This window comes from Nonomuraea sp. NPDC051191, from assembly GCF_044455665.1.
Lineage (GTDB): Bacteria > Actinomycetota > Actinomycetes > Streptosporangiales > Streptosporangiaceae > Nonomuraea.
This window is the reverse complement of sequence record NZ_JBITEZ010000021.1, coordinates 36,241-56,371: the sequence shown is the minus strand read 5'-3', so window position 1 is coordinate 56,371 and position 20,131 is coordinate 36,241. Positions and strand designations below refer to the sequence as shown.

Annotated in this window: 20 protein-coding genes; 4 read left to right on the top strand and 16 right to left on the bottom strand. The window is 73.7% G+C overall.

Annotation, left to right across the window (positions count from 1 at the left end; all coding sequences use genetic code 11):
• Nucleotides 1-51 precede the first annotated feature (51 nt).
• From ACIA8R_RS44290 to ACIA8R_RS44255, 8 genes are read right to left on the bottom strand one after another with little or no spacing between them, the layout of a single operon-like run.
• The gene (locus ACIA8R_RS44290) at nt 52-1,512 is read right to left on the bottom strand and encodes an aldehyde dehydrogenase family protein (protein WP_397043713.1); all 1,461 of its coding nucleotides are present in this window, start codon (nt 1,510-1,512) and stop codon (nt 52-54) included.
• Nucleotides 1,509-2,606 carry a 4-carboxymuconolactone decarboxylase gene (gene pcaC / locus ACIA8R_RS44285; RefSeq protein WP_397043823.1) on the bottom strand — a complete coding sequence of 366 codons (1,098 nt, stop codon included), beginning with the start codon at nt 2,604-2,606 and terminating at the stop codon, nt 1,509-1,511. Before pcaC ends, ACIA8R_RS44290 begins: the two co-directional genes overlap by 4 nt.
• A 2-nt stretch (nt 2,607-2,608) precedes the next feature.
• On the bottom strand, nt 2,609-3,799 hold the full coding sequence (gene pcaB / locus ACIA8R_RS44280; RefSeq protein WP_397043711.1) for a 3-carboxy-cis,cis-muconate cycloisomerase: 1,191 nt from the start codon (nt 3,797-3,799) through the stop codon (nt 2,609-2,611).
• Nucleotides 3,786-4,310, bottom strand: coding sequence for a protocatechuate 3,4-dioxygenase subunit alpha (gene pcaG / locus ACIA8R_RS44275; protein ID WP_364087199.1), 525 nt, complete (start codon nt 4,308-4,310; stop codon nt 3,786-3,788). Before pcaG ends, pcaB begins: the two co-directional genes overlap by 14 nt.
• Nucleotides 4,307-5,059 (bottom strand): protocatechuate 3,4-dioxygenase subunit beta, encoded by a 753-nt coding sequence (gene pcaH, locus ACIA8R_RS44270; protein WP_357693612.1) that lies wholly within the window; start codon nt 5,057-5,059, stop codon nt 4,307-4,309. Before pcaH ends, pcaG begins: the two co-directional genes overlap by 4 nt.
• Before the next feature lie 5 nt (nt 5,060-5,064).
• Nucleotides 5,065-6,213, bottom strand: a complete 1,149-nt coding sequence (locus ACIA8R_RS44265; RefSeq protein WP_397043709.1) for a thiolase family protein — start codon at nt 6,211-6,213, stop codon at nt 5,065-5,067.
• The gene (locus ACIA8R_RS44260; RefSeq protein WP_397043707.1) at nt 6,210-6,839 is read right to left on the bottom strand and encodes a CoA transferase subunit B; all 630 of its coding nucleotides are present in this window, start codon (nt 6,837-6,839) and stop codon (nt 6,210-6,212) included. Before ACIA8R_RS44260 ends, ACIA8R_RS44265 begins: the two co-directional genes overlap by 4 nt.
• A complete protein-coding gene (locus tag ACIA8R_RS44255) occupies nt 6,836-7,591 on the bottom strand; it encodes a CoA transferase subunit A (RefSeq protein ID WP_397043705.1) in 756 nt (251 codons plus the stop codon). The genes ACIA8R_RS44260 and ACIA8R_RS44255 overlap by 4 nt, the downstream gene beginning before the upstream one ends.
• A 130-nt stretch (nt 7,592-7,721) precedes the next feature.
• On the opposite strand from ACIA8R_RS44255, the gene ACIA8R_RS44250 reads away from it, so the two are divergent.
• Nucleotides 7,722-9,182 carry an IclR family transcriptional regulator C-terminal domain-containing protein gene (locus ACIA8R_RS44250; protein WP_397043703.1) on the top strand — a complete coding sequence of 487 codons (1,461 nt, stop codon included), beginning with the start codon at nt 7,722-7,724 and terminating at the stop codon, nt 9,180-9,182.
• A gap of 14 nt (nt 9,183-9,196) precedes the next feature.
• Here the strand turns inward: ACIA8R_RS44250 and ACIA8R_RS44245 are convergent, their stop codons facing one another.
• The 7 genes from ACIA8R_RS44245 to ACIA8R_RS44215 form a co-directional block, all read right to left on the bottom strand.
• Nucleotides 9,197-10,162, bottom strand: coding sequence for a helix-turn-helix domain-containing protein (locus ACIA8R_RS44245; RefSeq protein ID WP_357693622.1), 966 nt, complete (start codon nt 10,160-10,162; stop codon nt 9,197-9,199).
• Nucleotides 10,163-10,217: 55 nt separating this feature from the next.
• Complete coding sequence (locus ACIA8R_RS44240) at nt 10,218-10,952, bottom strand: SDR family NAD(P)-dependent oxidoreductase (RefSeq protein ID WP_397043700.1); 735 nt, start codon at nt 10,950-10,952, stop codon at nt 10,218-10,220.
• Nucleotides 10,949-11,998 carry a 2,3-butanediol dehydrogenase gene (locus ACIA8R_RS44235; RefSeq protein WP_364087184.1) on the bottom strand — a complete coding sequence of 350 codons (1,050 nt, stop codon included), beginning with the start codon at nt 11,996-11,998 and terminating at the stop codon, nt 10,949-10,951. Before ACIA8R_RS44235 ends, ACIA8R_RS44240 begins: the two co-directional genes overlap by 4 nt.
• On the bottom strand, nt 11,995-13,236 hold the full coding sequence (locus tag ACIA8R_RS44230; RefSeq protein WP_397043698.1) for an MFS transporter: 1,242 nt from the start codon (nt 13,234-13,236) through the stop codon (nt 11,995-11,997). Before ACIA8R_RS44230 ends, ACIA8R_RS44235 begins: the two co-directional genes overlap by 4 nt.
• Before the next feature lie 36 nt (nt 13,237-13,272).
• Entirely contained in the window at nt 13,273-13,806 is a 534-nt protein-coding gene (locus ACIA8R_RS44225) for a 2,4'-dihydroxyacetophenone dioxygenase family protein (RefSeq protein ID WP_357693630.1), read from the bottom strand.
• A gap of 120 nt (nt 13,807-13,926) precedes the next feature.
• On the bottom strand, nt 13,927-14,178 hold the full coding sequence (locus ACIA8R_RS44220) for a hypothetical protein (RefSeq protein ID WP_357693632.1): 252 nt from the start codon (nt 14,176-14,178) through the stop codon (nt 13,927-13,929).
• Between the two features lie 82 nt (nt 14,179-14,260).
• Nucleotides 14,261-14,623, bottom strand: coding sequence for a hypothetical protein (locus tag ACIA8R_RS44215; protein WP_357693634.1), 363 nt, complete (start codon nt 14,621-14,623; stop codon nt 14,261-14,263).
• A gap of 115 nt (nt 14,624-14,738) precedes the next feature.
• Between ACIA8R_RS44215 and ACIA8R_RS44210 the strand changes: the two genes are divergently transcribed.
• Nucleotides 14,739-15,218 carry a proteasome activator gene (locus ACIA8R_RS44210; protein ID WP_364087176.1) on the top strand — a complete coding sequence of 160 codons (480 nt, stop codon included), beginning with the start codon at nt 14,739-14,741 and terminating at the stop codon, nt 15,216-15,218.
• 19 nt (nt 15,219-15,237) lie between these two features.
• On the opposite strand, the gene ACIA8R_RS44205 is transcribed toward ACIA8R_RS44210, so the two are convergent.
• Nucleotides 15,238-16,317 (bottom strand): DUF6221 family protein, encoded by a 1,080-nt coding sequence (locus ACIA8R_RS44205; RefSeq protein WP_397043695.1) that lies wholly within the window; start codon nt 16,315-16,317, stop codon nt 15,238-15,240.
• A 311-nt stretch (nt 16,318-16,628) separates the two neighbouring features.
• Here ACIA8R_RS44205 and ACIA8R_RS44200 point away from each other — a divergent pair, with 311 nt between their 5' ends.
• Together ACIA8R_RS44200 and ACIA8R_RS44195 are read left to right on the top strand one after the other, a co-directional pair.
• A complete protein-coding gene (locus tag ACIA8R_RS44200) occupies nt 16,629-17,747 on the top strand; it encodes an SRPBCC family protein (protein ID WP_397043693.1) in 1,119 nt (372 codons plus the stop codon).
• 162 nt (nt 17,748-17,909) lie between these two features.
• Entirely contained in the window at nt 17,910-20,099 is a 2,190-nt protein-coding gene (locus ACIA8R_RS44195) for a transglycosylase domain-containing protein (protein WP_397043691.1), read from the top strand.
• Nucleotides 20,100-20,131 lie beyond the last annotated feature (32 nt).

The window sequence follows — 20,131 nt, the reverse complement described above, 5'->3', positions numbered from 1 at the left end:
TCGCCCGTGGGAACGGGCCGGGCGGTCAGCTCGTGGGAACGGGCAGGGCGGTCAGAACGGGTAGTGCGCCTGTTCGGTCGCCAGGGTGATCCAGCGGGTGTTGCTGAACGCCTCCAGGCCCCACCGGCCGCCGAAGCGGCCGTACCCGGAGGAACCGGCCCCGCCGAACGGCGCCTGCGGCTCGTCGCCCACGGACTGGTCGTTGACGTGCACGATGCCGGTCCGCAGGCGGCGGGCCACGCGCAGGCCGTGGGTGCCGTTCTCGGTGATGATCCCGGCGGTCAGGCCGTGCTCGGTGTCGTTGGCCAGGGACACGGCCTCGTCGTCGGTGGCGAAGGTGTCGACCACGCACACCGGGCCGAACGCCTCGCCGTAGTACAACCTGGCGTGTTTGGACACGCCGGTCAGCACCGTGGCCGGGTGCACCGCGCCCTCAGGCTCGCCGCCTCCGGCCAGCACGGTCGCGCCCTTGTCGACCGCGTCGGCGACCAGGCCGGCCACCCGCGCCGCGGCGTCCGCGCTGACCAGGGGCCCGATCACCGTCTCCGGCCGGGACGGGTCGCCGGAGGGCAGCGCGCGCACCTTGTCCGCGAACCTGCGACCGAACTCCCCGGCCAGCGACTCGTGCACCAGCACGCGATCGCCCGACATGCAGATCTGGCCCGCGTTCATGAAGACGCCGAAGGCGGCGGCGTCCACGGCGTGGTCGAGGTCGGCGTCGTCCAGGACGATGATGGCGTTCTTGCCGCCCAGTTCGAGCAGGGCGGGCTTGAGGTGGCGGGCGGCGTGGGTGCCGATGATCCGGCCGACCTCGGTGGAGCCGGTGAAGTTGACCGCGCGTACGCGGGGGTCGGCGATGAGCGCCTCGGCGATCACGGCGGCGTCGGCCGGGTCGTTGGTGACCACGTTGAGCACGCCCGCGGGCAGCCCGGCCTCGTGCAGCAGGTCGGCGACGAACAGGCCGCAGGCGATCGGCGCGTCCTCGCTGGGCTTCATGACGACGGTGTTGCCCGCGGCAAGGGCGGCGGCCACCGAGCGCACGCCGAGGATGATCGGCGCGTTCCACGGGGAGAAGGCGGCGACCACGCCGAGCGGCTCGCGTACGGCCAGGCCGAGCACGCCCTCCTCCTGCGCGGTGAGCACGTCGCCGCGCGGCGCGGTGATGGCGGCGGCGGCCTCGCGCAGCATGTTCGCGGCCAGCCCGACGTTGAACAGGGCCCACGGGCGGGTGCCGCCGACCTCGGCGGCCATCAGCGCCACGGCCTGCTCGCCGCGTTCCTGGAGCAGGTCGGCGGCCCTGAGGAAGATCGCCCGGCGGGCGAACGGGCTGGTGGCGGCCCAGCCGTCGAAGGCGGCCTGCGCCGCGTCCACGGCCGACGTGACGTCCTCGACGCCCGCGGCGGCCACGGTCGCGTACACCTCGCCGGTGTACGGGGCCAGGTCGGAGGTCGTACGGCCGCCCTGCGCGGGGACGTTCTTGCCGCCGATCAGCAGGTCACGGGTGATGGTCATGTGGTCTCCCCTGATATCTCGGTCAGGACGCGCTGGGCGACGCCGAACGCGGCGTTGGCGGCGGGCACCCCGCAGTAGATCGCGCTCTGCAGCAGCACCTCGCCGATCTCGTCGGCCGTCAGTCCGTTGCGCACGGCGGCGCGGACGTGCATGGCCAGCTCGTCGAGGTGCCCGTGCGCGACCAGCGCGGTGAGGGTGACGCAGCTTCTGGTGCGCCGGTCGAGGCCGGGCCTGGTCCAGATCTCTCCCCAGGCGTAGCGGGTGATGAGGTCCTGGAAGTCCCTGGTGAAGGTGGTGGTACGGGCGACGGCCCGGTCGACGTGGGCGTCCCCGAGCACTTCCCGGCGCACCCGCATGCCGGAGGTGGCGGGCAGGTGCGCGAGCAGCGCGGCGGTGACCCGTTCCGGCTGGTCGACGCCGGCCAGGTGGGCCGCGCCCGGGACCTCGACGAGCGTCGCGCCGGGGATGCCGTCGGCCAGCTCCCTGGCGTGCGCGGGCGGGGTGGCGGGGTCGTCGCGGCCGCCCAGGACCAGCGTCGGGACGGCGATGCCGGGCAGCTCGGCGCGCAGGTCGTAACCGGCCAGGGCGTCGCAGCAGGCGGCGTAGCCGGCGGGGTCGGCGGCGGCGAGGTCGTCCAGGAGCGCCTGGTCGGGGGGGCCGGCGAACCAGCGTCCGGCCGTGGGTTCCAACAGCGGCGCGGTGCCCCGCTCGCGGACCAGCGCCGCCCGCTCGCGCCAGCCGCCGGGCTCCCCGAAGCGGGCCGAGGAGCAGATCATCGCCAGGGACAGCAGGCGTCCGGGGTGGCGCAGGGCGAGCGTGGCGCCGATCGCGCCGCTGATCGAGATGCCGGCATAGTGGAAGGCGTCCAGGCCCAGGTCGTCGGCCAGTTCCAGGACGAGCCCGGCCAGGCCGTCGATCGTGGACACGCCGAGGGACGGCGAGCCGCCGTGTCCCGGCAGGTCGAAGCGGACCACGCGGAACCGGCGGGCCAGCGCGGCGACCTGCGGCTCCCACACCCGGGCCGAGGTGCCGACCGACGGGCCGAGGACGATCGGCTCACCGTGTTCCGGGCCGTCCACCCGGTGCTGCAACAACGTCACTCCTCCTCCAGCGCCCGCTTGACCAGGGCGGCGGCGGCGCCGGGCGGTCCGGCGACGGTCAGGGCGGCGCGCATGCGCCCGGGATGCACCCGCAGGTCGGCGACCAGTTCCGCGGCGTCGCGGGCGGAGCCGGCGACCAGGCGCAGCGCCTCGCGCAGCGGCTGCCATTCGGCGTGCCAGGCGCCGGGCGGGCGCTCGTCCTCGGCGGCCATGGAGGCGTACAGGACGGCGGCCTGGGCGGGCACCTGGCGGGCCGCCGCGGCGATCATGGTGGCCCGTACGGGATTGTGCTTGTGCGGCATCGACGACGAGCCGCCGCCGACGCCCTCGGACACCTCGCCGATCTCGGTACGCGACAACACCAGCACGTCGGCGGCCAGCTTGCCCAGCGCCCCGGCCGTGAACGCCAGCGCCCCTGCCAGGTCGGCGACGGGGGTGCGCAGCACGTGCCAGGGCAACGTGGGCGCCGCCAGCCCCAGCTCGCCGGCGAACCGCCGGACCACCTCCAGCGCCTCCTCCCCTCCGCCACCACCGGGGGTGGCGGAGTCGGCGTCGGGGTCGGCGGGGGCGGTGAAGCGGTCGAGGGTGCCGGCCGGGCCGCCGAGCTGGACCGGGAGGGCTTCGCGGGCGGCGCGCAGGCGGTCTCTGGCGTCGATGGCCAGCTTCCGCCAGCCCGCCGCCTTGAGCCCGAACGTGGTCGGCACGGCCTGCTGGGTGAGCGTACGGGCGGCCATGAGGGTGTCGCGGTGGGCCCGCGCCAGCGTGGCGAGCCCGGCGACCACCCGGTCGAGGTCGCCCAGCACCGGCCCGAGCGCCCGGTACGCGACCAGCATGAGCGCGGTGTCGAGAATGTCCTGACTGGTCGCGCCCGCGTGCACGTGCTCCCCGTACGGCCCGGCGGCGGCGCGCAGGTCGGCCACCAGCGGGATGACCGGGTTGCCGCCCGAACGGGCCCGCGCGGCCAGCCCGGCCGGGTCGTACAGCTCGGCGCGGGCCGCGGCGGTCACGGCGTCGGCCGCCTCCAGGGGCGCGCGCCCGAGCCCGGCCAGGACCCGGGTCAGCGCGGCCTCGGCGTCCAGCATGGCCTGGAGGACCGCCACGTCGCCGGTCGCCTCGACCCCGCCACGCATGGGCGAGAGCAACCCGAGATCCCCCGAACCACCCGCGGCGGGGTCAGCCGAAGTCAAGGAAGACCGTCTCCTTCTCGCCCTGCAGATGGATGTCGAAGCGGTGGACGCCCTCCCGCTCCTCCACCGCGACCAGCGTGCGTGCCCGCTCGGGCGGCAACGAGTCGAGGAAGGCGTCGGGCCGCAGGTAGATGCGGGTGAACAGGTGGTGGAGCAGGCCGCGGGCGAACACGCACACGCTGATGTACCCGTTGCCCGGCTCGACCGTGCGCAGGGTCCAGTGGCCGTCGGCGTCGGTGGGGACGCGGCCGAACCCGGTGAAGTCGACGCCGTGCCGGCCGATGACCGCGCCGTCGACCGGGTCGCGGCGCAGCGAGCCGGGCGCGCCGGACAGGTCGCCCGTGGGGTCGGCCTGCCAGAACTCCAGCAGCGCGTCGGGGATCGGGGCGCCGGCGCCGTCGTAGACGCGGCCGTGCACGGTGATGCCGCCGGTGGCGAGGTCGCCGCCGCCGGGGAAGGGCAGCGCGTAGCCGTAGAACGGGCCGACCGTCTGCGAGGGCGTGGGGTTCATCGGCCTTCCTCCATCCAGGTCGCGGCGGGCCCGTCGAGCACGATGTCCCACCGGTAGCCGAGCGACCACTCGGGCTTGGACAGGTCGTGCGCGTAGGTGGAGACCAGCCGCCGGCGGGCGCCGTCGTCGGTGACCGACTGCAGGATCGGGTCGTAGGGGAACAGCGGGTCGCCGGGGAAGTACATCTGGGTCACCAGCCGCTGGGCGAAGGCCGTGCCGAACAGCGAGAAGTGGATGTGTGCGGGCCGCCAGGCGTTGAGGTGGTTGCGCCAGGGGTAGGGGCCGGGCTTGATCGTGGTGAAGTGGTACTCGCCGTCGTCGCCGGTCAGGCAGCGGCCCACGCCGGTGAAGTTGGGGTCGAGCGGCGCCGGGTGGTCGTCACGCTGGTGCAGGTAGCGGCCCGCGGAGTTGGCCTGCCAGATCTCCACGAGCTGGCCGCGTACTGGACGGCCCTGGCGGTCGAGCACGCGGCCGGTCACGGTGATCCGCTCGCCCAGCGGTTCGCCGAGGTGCTGCCGGGTCAGGTCGGAGTCGAGCGCGGTCACGTCCGTGACGCCGAACACCGGGCCGGACAGCTCGCTCGCCTCCGGGTCCTTCAGCGCGACCAGCGGCTGCTTGGGGTGACGCAGCAGGGTGCTGCGGTACGGGGCGTAGTCGCGCGCGGGGTGGTCGGCCGGCCGGTCGCCGCGGGCCTCGCTCAGCGCGGCGATCTCGCGGTCGATGTCGGCCTGCGTGAGTGGTTCGGACATGGACGCTACCTTTCGAGTACGACGGCCAGCCCCTGGCCGACGCCGATGCAGAGGGAGGCGAGCCCGACGCCCGACCCGGCCGCGGCCAGCCGGTGGGCCACGGCGCCGGTGACGCGGGCCCCGGAGGCGCCGAGCGGGTGGCCGATCGCGATCGCGCCGCCGTCTGGGTTGACGAGGGCGGGGTCGAGCTCGGGCAGCTCGGCCAGGCAGCCGAGCACCTGCGCGGCGAACGCCTCGTTCAGCTCCACGGTCGACAGGTCGCCGAAGCCCTTGCCCGCCTTGGCCAGCGCCTTGCGTACGGCCTCGACCGGCCCGAGCCCGAAGTAGCGCGGCTCCAGCGCGCTCGCGGCGCTCGTGGTGATGCGGGCCAGCGGCTCGCGGCCGCGCAGCCCCTCCTCGTCGGTCAGCAGCAGCGCCGCCGCGCCGTCGTTGAGCGGGGAGGAGTTGCCGGCCGTGACCGTGCCGCCGTCCCTCCTGAACACCGGCTTGAGCCGGGCCAGCGCCTCGGCGGCGGTGACGTCGCGGATGCCCTCGTCCCTGGTCAGGCCGGCGATGGAGACGATCTCGCGGTCGAGGGCCGCCTTGGCCGCCTTCCGGTGGCTGCCCAGCGCGTACGCGTCCTGTTCCTCGCGGGTGATGCCGTGCTTGTCGGCGATCAGCTCCGCGCCCTCGCCGAGCGCGACCGTGTGCTCGGCGGGCATCCTCGGGTTGACCAGCCGCCAGCCGAGCGTCGTGGAGACCAGCTCCTGGCCGCCCGCCGGGAAGGCGCGGTCGGGCTTGGGCAGCACCCACGGGGCGCGGGTCATCGACTCCACGCCGCCCGCGATCACCGCCGAGGCGTCGCCGACCGCGATGGCCCGGTACGCCTGGATGACGGCCTCCATGCCGGAGCCGCACAGCCGGTTGACGGTCGCGCCGGGCGTGGTGACCGGCAGCCCGGCCAGCAGCGCGGCCATGCGGGCGACGTTGCGGTTCTCCTCGCCCGCGCCGTTGGCGTTGCCGAGGAGCACCTCGTCGGCGCTCTCCTGGCCGGTGCGCTCGACCAGCGCCGCGACGACGTGCGCGGCCAGGTCGTCGGGGCGTACCCCGGCCAGCGCGCCGCCGTACCGACCGAACGGCGTGCGGACGGCGTCGAGGATGTAGACGTCCTTCATGCGATGACCTCCGCGTCGGTACGGTTGCGCAGCTCTTCCAGGCTCACCCCTGGCGCGAGTTCGACCAGGGCCGGCCCCTGTTCGGTGATGTCGAGGACGCCGAGGTCGGTGACGACCCGGTGCACGCACCGCCGGCCGGTCAGGGGCAGCGAGCACTCCTCGACGATCTTCGGTGAGCCGTCCTTGGCGTTGTGCTCCATGATCACGATGACCTTGCGCGCGCCGTGCACCAGGTCCATGGCCCCGCCCATGCCCTTGACCAGCTTGCCGGGGACCATCCAGTTGGCCAGGTCGCCGCGGGCCGAGACCTGCATCGCGCCGAGCACGGCCACGTCGACGTGACCCCCTCGGATCATGCCGAACGACAACGAGGAGTCGAAGAACGACGCGCCGGGGAGCACGGTGACCGTCTCCTTGCCCGCGTTGATCAGGTCGGGGTCGACGTCGGCGGGCGCGGGGTACGGGCCGACGCCGAGGACGCCGTTCTCGGAGTGGAGGACCACGTCGACGCCCGGGGGCAGGAACGTGGGGATGCGGGTGGGCAGGCCGATGCCGAGGTTGACGTAGTCGCCGTCGCGCAGCTCGGCCGCCGCCCGCGCGACCATCTCGTCACGGGTCCAGCTCATTCGGCGACCGTCCTCTTCTCTATGCCCTTGTCGGCGGCCTGTTCCGGGGTGAGGGGGAGCACGCGCTGCACGAACACGCCCGGCAGGTGGACCTCGTCGGGGTCGATGTGCTCGGCCAGCTCCTCGACCTCGGCGACGGTGATCCGCCCGGCCATGGCGGCCAGCGGGTTGAAGTTCCTGGCGGAGCGGTGGAAGACCAGGTTGCCCGACCGGTCGCCCCTGGCCGCCCGGACCAGCGCGAAGTCGGTGCGGATGCCGTGCTCCAGGACGTACTCCCGGCCGTCGAACTCGCGCACCTCCTTCGGCGGCGAGGCGACGGCGACCGTGCCGTCGGGGTGGTGGCGCAGCGGCAGGCCGCCGTCGGCGACGGGGGTGCCGACCCCGGCCGGGGTGTAGAAGGCGGGGATGCCGCTGCCGCCGGCCCGCAGCCGCTCGGCCAGGCTGCCCTGCGGGGTCAGCTCGACCTCGATGTCGCCGCCCAGGTACTGCCGGGCGAACTCCTTGTTGTCGCCGATGTAGGAGGCGGTCACGCGGGCGATGCGCCCGGCTGCCAGCAGGATGCCGAGGCCGCCGCCGTCGACGCCGCAGTTGTTGGACACGACGCCGATGCCGGTCACGCCGGTGTCGTAGAGGGCCTGGATCAGCACGTTGGGGATGCCGCTGAGCCCGAAGCCGCCGACCGCGAACGACGCGCCGTCATGCACGCCGACCAGCGCCTCCGCGGCCGTCGCGACCACCTTGTCTCTCCGCACGACGCTCCGTTCAGCCGAGCAAGTTCGCCGAGGTGTTCGCTCTGCGAACTTTAGTTCACTATTATGGTTTCGAGTATCTGTAACGGGAGCGTTCCTGTCAAAGCCCCCCGATCTGGACGAGGAGCCGCCGATGGAACCGGCCGGGACCCTGGAGCGCGGCCTCGCCGTGCTGCGCGTGCTGGCGGACGACCCCGGGCGGCGCATGCGCGCGACCGACCTCGTACGCGCCACCGGGCTGGCCAGGTCCACGGTCGACCGCGTGCTGGCCACGCTCGTGCACCTGGGTCACCTGCGGGCCGAGGGCCGCGACGTGCTGCTCGCGCCGCCGCTGATGGAGCTGGGCGCGGCCTACCTGGCCTGCGACGGCCTCCAGGAGAGCCTGTCGCCCCTGGCCGAGCGGCTGGCCGCCGAGCTGGACGAGTCCGTCTCCCTGGCCGTGCGCGACGGCGACGGCGTGCGATTCGTCGGCCAGTTCACCCGGCGGCGCACGATGTCGGTGGCCTTCCGGGTGGGCGACCTGCTGCCCGCCGGGCGGTGCGCGGCGGGGCTGGCGCTGCTCGACCCCGGCGCGCCCTGGGCCGAGGACGACCAGCTCATCGAGCCGGGGCTGATCGCGGTCGCGCTGCCCGTCCGCGACCCGGACGGCAAGGCGGTCTGCGCGGTCAGCGTGGTCAGCCACACCAGCAGGCACACGATGGCGGGGCTGCGCGAGCACGCCCTGCCCCGCCTGCGCGCCACGGTCGCGGCCATGGAGGCCGCCCTGGCCGTCCGGGCCCGGGAGCCGCGTCGCGCGCCCGCCGGCGTCGACGGCTCGCGGGCCGTCAAGGAGGAGCTGGGCATGGGGTACCTCCGGTCGCTCGCCCGCGGCCTGGCCGTACTGGTCTCGCTCGGGTCGGTGCGCGGGGGCGGCACCCTGGCCGACTCCGCGCGGGCGACCGGGCTGCCCCGCGCCACGGTCCGGCGCGCGGTGCAGGCCCTGGAGGGCCTCGGCTACGCCGCCGTCGAGGGCGACCGCCACGTGCTGCTGCCCAAGGTGCTCGAACTGGGCTACGCCCACCTGTCCGGGCTCACGTTCGGCGAGGTGGTCCAGCCGCACCTGGCCGACCTGGTGGCCCGCGTACGCGAGTCGGCGTCGGTCGCGGTGCTGTCCGGCGACGACGTGGTCTACGTGGCCCGGGTGCCCACGGTCAGCATCATGAGCGTCGACATCACGGTCGGCACCCGCTTCCCCGCGTACGCCACCTCCATGGGCCGGGTGCTGCTGGCCGGGCTGCCCGCCGAGCGGGTGGCCGCCATCGAGCCGAAGCCGCTGTCCCGGCGCACGGTCACCTCGCCCGAAGGGCTGGCCGCGGCCGTACGGCAGGCCGCCGCCGACGGCTACGCGCTGGTGGACCAGGAGCTGGAGGAGGGCGTGCGGTCGATCGCCGTCCCGGTGCGCGGGCCGGACGGGCGCGTGGTGGCGGCGGTCAACGTGGCCACGCACGCCAGCAGGGCCAGCCGCGACCACCTGCTGCGCGACGTGCTGCCCGAGCTCAGGGCGACGGCCGCGCGCATGGAGGCCGACCTCGCGCACACCGGCCGCCTTCCCTGAGGACGGCCCTCCGGCTAGCGGGTGGCCTCGGCGCGGGCCTCGCTCGGGGTCAGGCCGTACCGGGTGCGGAAGAGCCGGGCGAAGTGGGCCTGGCTGGAGAAGCCCCACCGGTGCGCCACGTCGGCGATCGTGGTCTCCCGGGCGCCGGGGCCGGTCAGCTCGGCGTGCGCCCGGACCAGCCGGCGTTCCACGATGTGCCGGGCGGGCGAGCGGCCGGTGGACTCGAAGATGCGCGCCAGGTGCCGTACGGAGATGCCCATGACCCCGGCCACCTGCGCCGCCCCCAGGCACGGGTCGTGCAGGTGCCGGTCGATGTAGTCCTCGGCCACGATGAGCTGCGACCGGTAGGCGTCGGGCCCGGGACGCCCGCCCGTACGCTCCTCGGCGAGCTGCCTGAGCAGGTCGAGCACGGCCCGCTCCGCCTCGGCCGGGTCGGGCGCGGACCGCAGGGCGGCCAGGCCGCCGATCATCGAGCGCAGCGCGGCCACGAGCGCGCCCTCGCGCGCCGTCCCCCTGCCGAACACCATCGGCCCCGGCAGCCCGCCCGCCACGCACGCCTGCGCGAACAGGTCGCGCGGGACGTCCACCAGGATCTGCCGCATCGAGGACGAGAACCCGAACAGGTACGGCCGGCGGGTGTCGTAGACGACCAGCTCGCCCGCCGTGGCCGCCAGGCAGCCGTTCTCGTGCAGGAACACCGCCTCGCCCTTGAGCAGCAGCGTCGCGAACACCGAGTCCTTCGGCGTGGACCTGACGGTCTGCGGGCTGCGCTCGATCGCGTGGGCGTTCCCGGCGATCTCGGCCAGCCGCAGCCCGGCCAGCTCGATGTTGGTCTGCCTGGCCAGCAGGCCGTGCTCGGAGTACGACGTGCACGACAGGCCCACGAGCGCCCTGCGGTTGTAGTCCTCCCAGAAGTGGATGCGCTCGGCGGGTTCGACGTGCTCGGTCGTGGCCTGGGAGATCACTGAGACGGCGGACAAGGCGACCCTCCTCGCGTTCGTGCCTGTCAGGGGGACCCTCAGCTTAGGTGACCTGTCACACAGCCAGATAGCCTCCGTCCACGGGGAGGACCGCCCCGGTGACGTACGACGCGGCCGGCGAGCACAGGAACGCCACCACCGTGGCCACCTCGCGCGGCCTGCCGAGCCGTCCGCCGGGGATGCGGGCCAGCACCTGGGCCAGGGCCGGCGGGTCGTCGAGCACGCCGCGGGCCAGCGGGGTGACCACGAAGCCGGGGGCGACGGCGTTGACCCTGATGCCGTCGGCGGCGTACTCGGCCGCCAGCGACTTCGTGAGCTGCGAGACGCCGCCCTTGCTCGCGCTGTAGGCGGGCCGGTCCCTGCTGCCGGAGAAGGCGAACATGGAGGAGACGTTCACGATCGCGCCGCCGTGCTCGGCCAGCGCGGGGCGGGCGGCCTGGCAGGCGACCATGGTGGCGGTCAGGTTGACCTCGATGACGCGCTGCCAGCGGGCCAGGTCGTACTCCTCGCGGTCGTGGCTGACGCCCGCGCAGTTGACCAGCGCGTCCAGCGGGTCGCCGGCCGACAGCAGTCGGGCCAGGCCGCCCCGGTCGAGCACGTCGTGCTCCACGACCCGGACCAGCGGGTGGACGGGCAGCTCGGCGGGGTCGGCGGGCGGCAGGCCGAGCGCGGTCACGGCGGCGCCCAGCTCGGCGAGGAGCACGGCGGTCGCCGCGCCGATGCCGGAGGTGCCGCCGGTCACGAACGCTTGCCGTCCGGCGAACAGCCCGGGGGCGAATCCGTCGGTCATGAGAGCCGCCCTTCGTCGTGAGGGGGTCGTACCAGCACCTTGACCTGGTCCTCGCCGCGCAGCAGCGCCTCGAACCCGTCGCGGACCACGTGTTCGAGCGGGATGGTCGCGGTGACGATCGCGGCCAGGTCCACGCCCTCCTCGGCGACCATGCGGATCAGCTCCGGGTAGACGTCGCGGTAGCCGACGCTGGTCACGATCGTCTGCTCGTTGTTGACCAGGGCGAAGGCGTCGAGGGAGACCGTGCCGGTCAGCCCGAGGAACACCACCCGTCCGCCGCGCCTGGTGACGGCCAGGCAGGCGCGCAGCGTGCCCTCCGAGCCGACGGCCTCGAAGACGACGTCCGCGCCCTCCCCGCCGACCGCCTCGGCCAGGCCGTCGCCCGGCACCGCCTCCGCGCCGAGGCGGCGGGCCAGGTCCAGGCGGGCGGGCGAGCGGTCGGCGGCCACGACGCGGCCCGCGCCGGCCCGCGCCGCGAAGCGGGCCACGAGCAGCCCGATCGGGCCGAGCCCGAGGACCGCGACGGTGTCGCCGTCGCGGATGCCGGCCCGCCGCACCGCGTGCAGGGCCACGGCCGCGGGCTCGAACACCGCCGCCTGCTCCAGCGGCACTGCCTCGGGCAGCCGGTGCAGCATGTACGCGGGCACCGTCGCCCGTTCGGCGAGCCCGCCGTGGCCCATCAACCCAGCGAACCCGAAATGTCGGCAGATGTTGTACTCCCCCGCCAGGCAGCGCGGGCAGCTCCCGCACCGGTAGTGCGGTTCCACCGCGACCCGGTCGCCCACGGCCAGGCCGGTGACCTCGGCGCCCAGCCCGGTGACCGTGCCGCAGAACTCGTGGCCGAGGACGACCGGCGCGCGGACGCCCGACTCCGGGTGCGGCTCACCCACGGGGATCGCGTGCGGGCCGTCGGCGTACTCGTGCAGGTCGCTGCCGCAGATCCCGCAGTACGCCACCGCGATCGTCACCTCCCCTGGGCCGGGCTCGCGCACGGGGACGTCCTCGACCCGCACGTCCTTGGCCCCGTGCCAGACCGCGGCCCTCACGCGGCCGCCCTGCGCAGCACGGCGGGGGCCGTCTCCTTCAGCGCGAAGGCGAGCCCCACCACGACCAGCGCGCCACCAGCGGCGATGAACATCGCGGCCTGGAGCCCCCACTGGTCGGAGGCCCAGCCGGCGACCATCGGGCCCAGGAAGCCGCCCGCCAGCTCGCCCACGCCCATGATCACGCCGAGCGCGGTGGCCAGCGCGCCGCGCGGCACGGTCTCGGCCGGGATCGTCGCCATGAACAGGGTGAAGCAGCCGAGCCCGGTGTAGGTCACGATCATGATCGCGCCGAGCAGCACCGGGCTCTCGACGTAGACCACGGCGAGCGGGCAGAACACGGCCAGCGCGGTGAAGCCGATCAGCGCGGGCTTGCGTCCCAGCCGGTCGGAGATGGCCGGGGTGGCGAAGCCCCAGAGCACCCAGGCCACGCCCAGGCAGGTCATGACGCCGCTCATCGTGCCGGGCCCGAAGCCCTTCACCTGGGTCAGGTACGTCGGCGTGAAGGTGATGATGGTGACGAACCAGGTGAGGTAGCAACAGGCGATGAGCATGCACACGACGATGTTGCGCAGCTTCAGCACCTCGCCCAGCGGCACCCTGGGCTCCTTGGCGGGCGCCTCGGCCGCCGTCCGCGGCGACCGCTCGCGGACGAACTTCGCGATCAGCGCGGCCATCACCAGCCCCGGCACGATCGTGACGTAGAAGGCGATCCGCCAGTCGTAGGTCTCGGCGATCCACACCACGACCAGCGGCGCGACGATGCCGCCGAGCAGCCCGGCCGACGAGCCCTGCAACAGGCCCATGTTGAAGCCCCTGCGGCGCTCCCGGCTGGCCTCGACCATGAGCGACTGCGCCATCGGCAGCACGGCGCCCTCGGCCGTGCCCATCAGCGCGCGGGCGGCCAGCAGCCCGGCGAACCCGCCCATCAGCCCCGACGAGGCCGAGAACAGCGAGAACAGCACCACGGCCGCGACCAGGATGGGCTTGCGCCTGCCGAGCACGTCGGACAGGCGGCCGGCGAACATCCCGGCCAGCGCCCAGGTGAGCGCGAGCACGCCGGACAGCGTGCCCAGCTCGGCGTTGGACAGGCCGAAGTCCTGGTCCATGTACGGCGCCAGGAACGACAGCGCCTGCCGGTCGAAGAAGACGAAGCCGAAGGACAGGAAGAGGATGACGAGGAGGCGGTTCTCGTACCGGTCGGCGGCCCTGGTGTCCGGCGCGGCCGCGATGTCGGTCATGACGTTCTCATTTCGGGGGATGCGGCGGGGCGGCGGTCAGCGGAACAGGGAGTTGACGTAGTCGGCGCCGATGCCGACCTTCTCGTAGTGCTCGCGGCACATCTTGATGTAGTCGTGCACGTCGAAGAAGCCGTCGGGGTCGCCGTTCTCGTCCAGCCAGACCAGGGGGCCCTTGACGATGAAGAACGTCTTCATCGGCTCGCCGCTGTCGTAGGCGACCAGCGTGTGGCCCTCGCCGGGGGCCTCGTAGACGAAGTCGCCGGCGGTCGCCGTCCAGGGGCGTTCCAGGTAGCCCCACTTGCCGGAGATCGTGTACGCGAACACCTCGTGCGGGTGGTAGTGCCGGTTGACCAGCCCGGCCTCCTTGGCCCGCAGGATGTCGGCCCAGCTGTTGTCCTTGACGTTGATCCACAGCGGCCGGGAGCCGACGGTCTCGGTGAACGGCACGTAGTACCGGTCGTCGTCGGTGGCCACCTTGGACAGGTACACCTCGGGCAGCGCGTCCGGCCGGAAGGAGTTCTCGATCGGCCGCAGGTCCTTCCAGAACTCGCCGGCAGGGTTGTCAGGCATGTGAACGGCCCCTTTCGTGTCGTGTTCCCGGAAGTGAATCCCGGTGGGGCCGACGCCGTCTTTCGCCTGGTGGACGTGGCGGCTTGCATATTCAGGACATGCGGGCGGGCTCGCCGCGGCTCAGGCGCCCAGGTCGCGCACCACGTTGTCCAGCCGTACGGCGAGGTCGTCGAGGGCCTGCCCGCTCGTCGCGGCGCCGTCGGGGAGCTGGGACACGACGTCCTCGCGGCTGGCGATCACGAGCCCCCGGTGGGCGTCGTCGATCTCCGCGGCCCGCAGCACGACGCAGTCGCCCCGGACGAACACGAGCGTCGCGTCGGCGTGCTCGGACTCCAGCAGCTTGCGCACACAGTCACTGTCGATGAGAGACATCACGGCTCCTCTTTCCTCAGCGGGCGTGTACCCCCACAAGCGACCCGAAACCCCAGGCAGCGACCCCGCCGGCGTCCGCACGCTAGCCGAAGGTGGGCGGGCCGCCGTCGTCGCGGGCGCGGCGCCGCGCGAACACCACCAGGTAGACGGCGGCGGCCACGGCCAGGATCGCGGGCGGCAGCGCCAGCGGAAGCCGTCCGGCCAGCACCGCGAGCACCGCCAGCACGATCCCGGCGAGCAGCAGCAGCGCGGCGGCCAGCAGGCGCAGGCCGAGCGCGTTCGACGGCGGCGGGTGCGGGGACCAGTGCCCCTCGCCGCCGCCGTGCACGCCGGGCACGCCGGTGTCGCTCACCACGCCGGAACGGCTGATCTCGTCCGGGGGCGGCGGCTCGCGCAGGACGGGGGCGAAGAACTCGTCCTCGGGATCGTCATTCTGCCGGTTCATGAGGGTGACCCCTACCCAGGATTCCGGCCGCTCCCACGAGTGAACGGCGAGGCACCGGGAAGGGCTGTTGCTGGCGGTAACGAGCCGCCCACCTGCGTGAACGAGGACTGAGGACATGACGACGACGCCGCATCCAGCTTCTGGGGACGAGCAACGGGAGCACGACCTGCGCGATGCCGTGAAGGCGGACATCGAACGCGTCGAGGAGCCCGCGCGCCTGCTCCGCGTGAGCGCGATGGCCCGCAGCCTGCTGGAGGAGGCCAAGGGCGTGCACCTGGAGGAGCGCGCCCGGGAGCGCATGCACCGCATCTACGAGCAGGCCATCAAGGAGGTCGCGGGGGCGGTCGCGCCGGAGCTGCGCGACGAGCTGGAGCGCCTGCGGCCCACCCCGGACGGCGCCACGCCGACGGAGATGGAGATCCGGGTCATGCAGGGCCAGCTCGTGGGCTGGCTGGAGGGCGTGTTCCAGGGCATCCAGGCGGGGCTCCAGCTCCAGCAGGCCGCCGCCCGCCAGCAGCAGCTCGGCCTGCACGCCGGCCGCGCCCTGCCCCTCCCCGAGGGCGCCCGCGTCCAGGGCGAGGGCAACTACCTCTGAACGGTCAGGGCTCGGGCCGTCAGCGGGAGGGGCTCCATTCGGGGCGCCAGCCGGGGCGGAGGCGGTAGCCGTAGGCGAGGTGGCGCAGCGTCTGGCAGGGCGATCCGGCGGCCTCGCCGCACAGCGGACAGGCCGCCTCCCTGGCCTCCCTGGCGCCCCCGGCCTCCCTGGCGCCCCCGGCTTCCCCGGCGCTCCCGGCGGTCAGGGGCGGGGTGTGCTCGTTCAGCAGCGCCAGCTCCGCGCCGCAGCGGGCGATGGCGTCGGCCGGGTCGTGCAGGGCGATGTGGATCGCCTCGACCGGGTGGAGCAGGTCGTCGTCGTGGAAGCCGATGCGGGTGACCGCCCGACCGCCGCCGAACTCCAGCCGCCGCGCGCCGCCCGGACCCTGGCGTACCGGGGCCGCGACGGGGCCGGAGGCGGTGAGGTAGCGCCAGGCCCCGGCGCCGGCCGCCTCCGCGGTGGCCTTGTCGGCCTCGATCTGCGTACGCAGCCACTGCGCCAGCGACGCTCCGCCGGTGTCGAGGACGCCCTCGGCGCCGTCCAGCTCGCGCAGGAACGGAGTGACCGCCGCGTTCAGCTCGGCCACGAACGCCTCCAGGGACGCCTGGGCGTCGTCCAGGTTGGGCAGGCCCTCGGCGCGCGGCCGGGTGGGCGTCGGCAGCCGGTCCCCGGACAGCGGAATGCGCAGCTCCAGCGTGCTCAGCACGGTCGGCGCGCCCTCGGTGCCCGCCGCGTACGCCTGCTCTCCCACGTGCCGCCAGCTCGACCAGCCGTCCGGCAGCGGGACGGGCGGCGGCGCGGCGAGTTCGACCACGGCCAGCGGGTCGCGGGCGTCCTCGGCGCGGTGGCAGGTCGCGTCCAGGACGCGGGGATGGGTGCGCACGTACGGCAGATCGGCGACCGGCCGGGTGGCCACCTCCCAGGCGGCCAGCGCGAAGTGCAGCGGATCCAGCGTGACGCCGCTCGCGCCCGGCTCCCCGCCCGTGGCCGCGAACGCGTGCCGCCACCTGCGCAGCTGCTCGCCGTAGTGCTCCTGCCCACCGCCGTGCCCGGCGTCGATCCAGAACGCCTGCGTCGCGGTGCGAACCGTACTCTTCATCGTAAAAACTCCCCTTAAATCACCACTTATACCTTTATGCCCGATATCGAGGGCGACCAACGCCTCCCGAAGGCCCCCTCGTTAGCGCTGTGACCTGCGGGGTAGGCCACGGCCAGCGGGTAGTGCGAGCGAGGGGGATTGTGGTCATGCGCACGACTGCTTTTCGGGGCATGAGCTCCAACAACGGGGAACCGCGGAAAATCCGCGGGGAACTGCGGAAAACCGGCGGAGAATCGCGGCAACAGGCTCCGCGGCGCATTCAGATCGTCCACACGGAGTCGCGAAGGCGGTCCCATCCGATCGCCGCGGCCGTGCTCGGCGCGTGCGCCGGGGCCGCGGTGACGTACCTGCTGGATCCGGACCGCGGCCGTACGCGCCGCGCCCGCGTACGGGACAAGGGCTCGCACGCCACGCACGAGATGCGCGACGGCCTGGGCGTGCTCGGCCGCGACCTGTCCAACCGGGGCCGCGGATCGGCCGCGGCGGCCAGGTACCGCCTGACCGGCGGCACCGCCGACGACCGCGTCCTGCACGAGCGGGTACGCGCCGAACTGGGCCGCCACATCAGCCACCCGCACGCCGTCGAGGTCGACGTGCACGAGCGCGTCGTGACGCTCACCGGCGACGTGCTCGCGGGCGAGGACGAGCGCGCCCGCCAGAAGGTGCGCCGCATCCCGGGCGTCAAACACGTCGAGACCAACTGGCACGTGCACAGGGACGGCACCGACTCGCCCCGGCTGCAGGGCCAGGGCAGGCGGCGCAAGGCGGTGCCCGAGCTGATGCAGCAGCGCTGGTCGCCCACGACCAGGCTGCTCGCGGGCGGGGCCGCGGCGTCGATCTGGGCGATGACCGGCAAGCTGCCGGGGCCGCTGTCCTGGCTGACCCGCTGCGCCGCGTCCGCGCTGGCCGTCCGGGCGGCGACGAACCTGCCGCTGCGCCGCCTCACCGGCGTCAACGCCGGCCGCGAGGCGATCCACGTCAACGCGGCCGTCTCGATCGCGGCGCCGCTGGAGGCCGTGTGGCCGCTGGTGAGCGACTATTCGCTGTTCCCGCGCTTCATGCCGGACGTGGAGGAGGTGCGGCTGTCGGCCGACGAACTGCGCTCCCACTGGGTGATCAGGGGCCCGGCCGGGACGCGCATCCGCTTCACGGCCACGGAGACCAGGCGCGAGGAGGGCGCGGAGATCGCCTGGAAGTCCACCGAGGGCGAGCTCATCGCCCACAGCGGCGTGCTGCGCGTGGACGCCCAGGCCGACGGCAGGACGCGCGTCCAGGTCCATCTGTGCTACAACCCCATCGCAGGGGCGGCCGGGCACGCCATCGCCGGACTGCTCGGCGCGCATCCCGCGCGCAAGCTGCGGCAGGATCTGATGCGGCTGAAGGAGCACGTCGAGAACCAGGTGCAGCCGGTTGCGCCGACGATGATCTGACGCCAGGCGGCCACGCGCGACGGGTGCTCGCGCGTGGCCCGCACGCTGCGGTGATATCGAAATCGATATCACCGCAAAGTTGATATCGGTCTTGGACAGCGTCTTTTGTCCTGTGTTGTCATGTCCGGGCTCACCCATGTTCCCGCCCGGAGGTGCTCCCGCATGCCCACTCGCCTGTCGAACGTCGCCCGGCTCACGGTCGCGGCGGTGTCGGCCGGGCTGCTGACGGCGGCGATCACGCTCCCCGCCGTCGGCGGCACCGGCAGCCTGGTCGTCTCCGCCACCGAGGAGCTGAACCTCAAGCCGATGGCGCTCGTGGAGCCGCCGCTCTCCCAGACCTCCACCGTGTACGACGCCCGCGGCAACGTGATCGCCCGCTTCTACGACCAGAACCGGGAGATCGTCCGGCTGGACCAGATCGCCGAGGTGATGCGGACGGCGGTCGTCGCCATCGAGGACGACCGGTTCTACGAGCACGGCGCGATCGACGTGGAGGGCACGGTGCGCGCCCTGGTCAAGAACCTCAGCTCCGACCGGCTCAGCCAGGGCGGTTCGAGCATCACCCAGCAGTACGTCAAGCAGGTCCTGCTCAACGCGGCCGACACCGAGCAGGACAAGAACAAGGCCCTGGAGGCCAGCTACGCCCGCAAGCTCAAGGAGCTGCGCTACGCGATGGGCGTCGAGAAGAAGTACGGCAAGGACGAGATTCTGCGCCGCTACCTCAACATCGCCTATTTCGGGGCGGGGGCCAACGGCGTGCAGGCCGCGGCCCGGCGCTTCTTCGGCGTCCCGGCGTCCCGGCTGGACCTGGCCCAGGCCGCCACGCTGGCGGGCGCCGTGCAGGACCCGAACACGACCGACCCGAGCCGCGGCAAGAAGGCCCGCGAGCTGCTGCTCGCCCGGCGGAACGTGGTGCTCGACCGGATGGCCGAGCTCGGCAGGATCACGCCGGAGCAGGCGTCCGCGGCCAAGGCGAAGAAGCTGGGGTTCAAGGACGTCCGGCTGCCCAACGGCTGCGGCGACAGCGACTATCCGTACTTCTGCGAGTACGTCCGGCGCGAGCTGCTGATCAACCCGGCCTTCGGCGGCACGCGGCAGGCCAGGGAACGCGCCTTCGCGCAGGGCGGCCTGAAGATCTACACCACGCTCGACCCGAAGGCCCAGGCCGCCGCCGACCGGGCGATCAAGAAGCACGTCAACGCCACCGACAACGCCCTGGCCTCCGAGGCGCTGGTCCAGCCCGGCACCGGCGCGATCAGGGCCATGGCCGCCAGCCGCGGCTACGGCTCCTCGGACAAGAAGAAGCAGATCTCCTACAACGCGGTGGCCGACGCCCGGCACGGCGGGCTGATCGGCTTCCAGGCGGGCTCGACGTTCAAGACGTTCACCCTGATCGCGGCGCTCCAGCAGGGCATGAAGGTGGACGACGGCATCACCGTCGGCAACGGCTACAACGCCCCCTCCGCCGCGGCCTTCAAGAACTGCGCCGGCGGCGGCGTCGGCGACCCGTCCTGGACGGTCACCAACGACGAGGGCACCCCCGGGTTCAAGACGCTGCGCACCGGCACGTGGGGGTCGGTGAACACGTTCTTCATGGCACTGGAGCAGCGGGTGGGCCTGTGCCGGACGGTGGAGACGGCCAAGTCGCTCGGCGCCCTCCGGGCCGACGGGCGCAAGCTCCAGGAGTACGAGACGTTCACGCTCGGCATCAACGAGATGGACCCGGTGACGGTGGCCAACGCGTACGCCGCCATCGCCGCCCAGGGGAAGTACTGCACGCCGATGGCGATCACCAAGATCACCGCCTCCGGCACCGGCCCCGGCCGGACGACCTCGTACCGGCCGTCGTGCCGGCAGGCGCTCGACCCAGGCATCGCCGACGCGACCGCGCACATCCTGTCGGGCGTGTTCACCAAGGGCACGATGCGCGGCGTCGGCGGCATCGGCCGTCCCGCGGCGGGCAAGACCGGCACGACCGACGGGTACGCCTCCGCCTGGTTCGCCGGGTTCACCCCGGATCTGGCGGGCGCGGTCAGCATCGGCGACCCGCGCGGCTCGCAGCGGCACAAGCTGGTGAACACCACGATCGGCGGCCGGTACTTCCCCCTGGTGGCCGGGGCCTCGCTGCCGGGGCCGATCTGGAAGGACACGATGACGGCGGCCCTGAAGGGCGTGCCCGCCACGCCGTTCGCGCCGATCGACACCGGACGCTTCGGCGGCTGCGGCGACGACTGCGCGCCCGCCCGTCCCAGCGGGGACGCCGACCGTCCCGACGCGGGAGAACCCGCTCTGGGGGAGCCTGACCCGGGAGAGCAGGGCCTCGGCGAGCTCGACGCGGAGGAACTCGGGTGACGGGGACGCACCGCTCCCGCATCCCCGCCCGG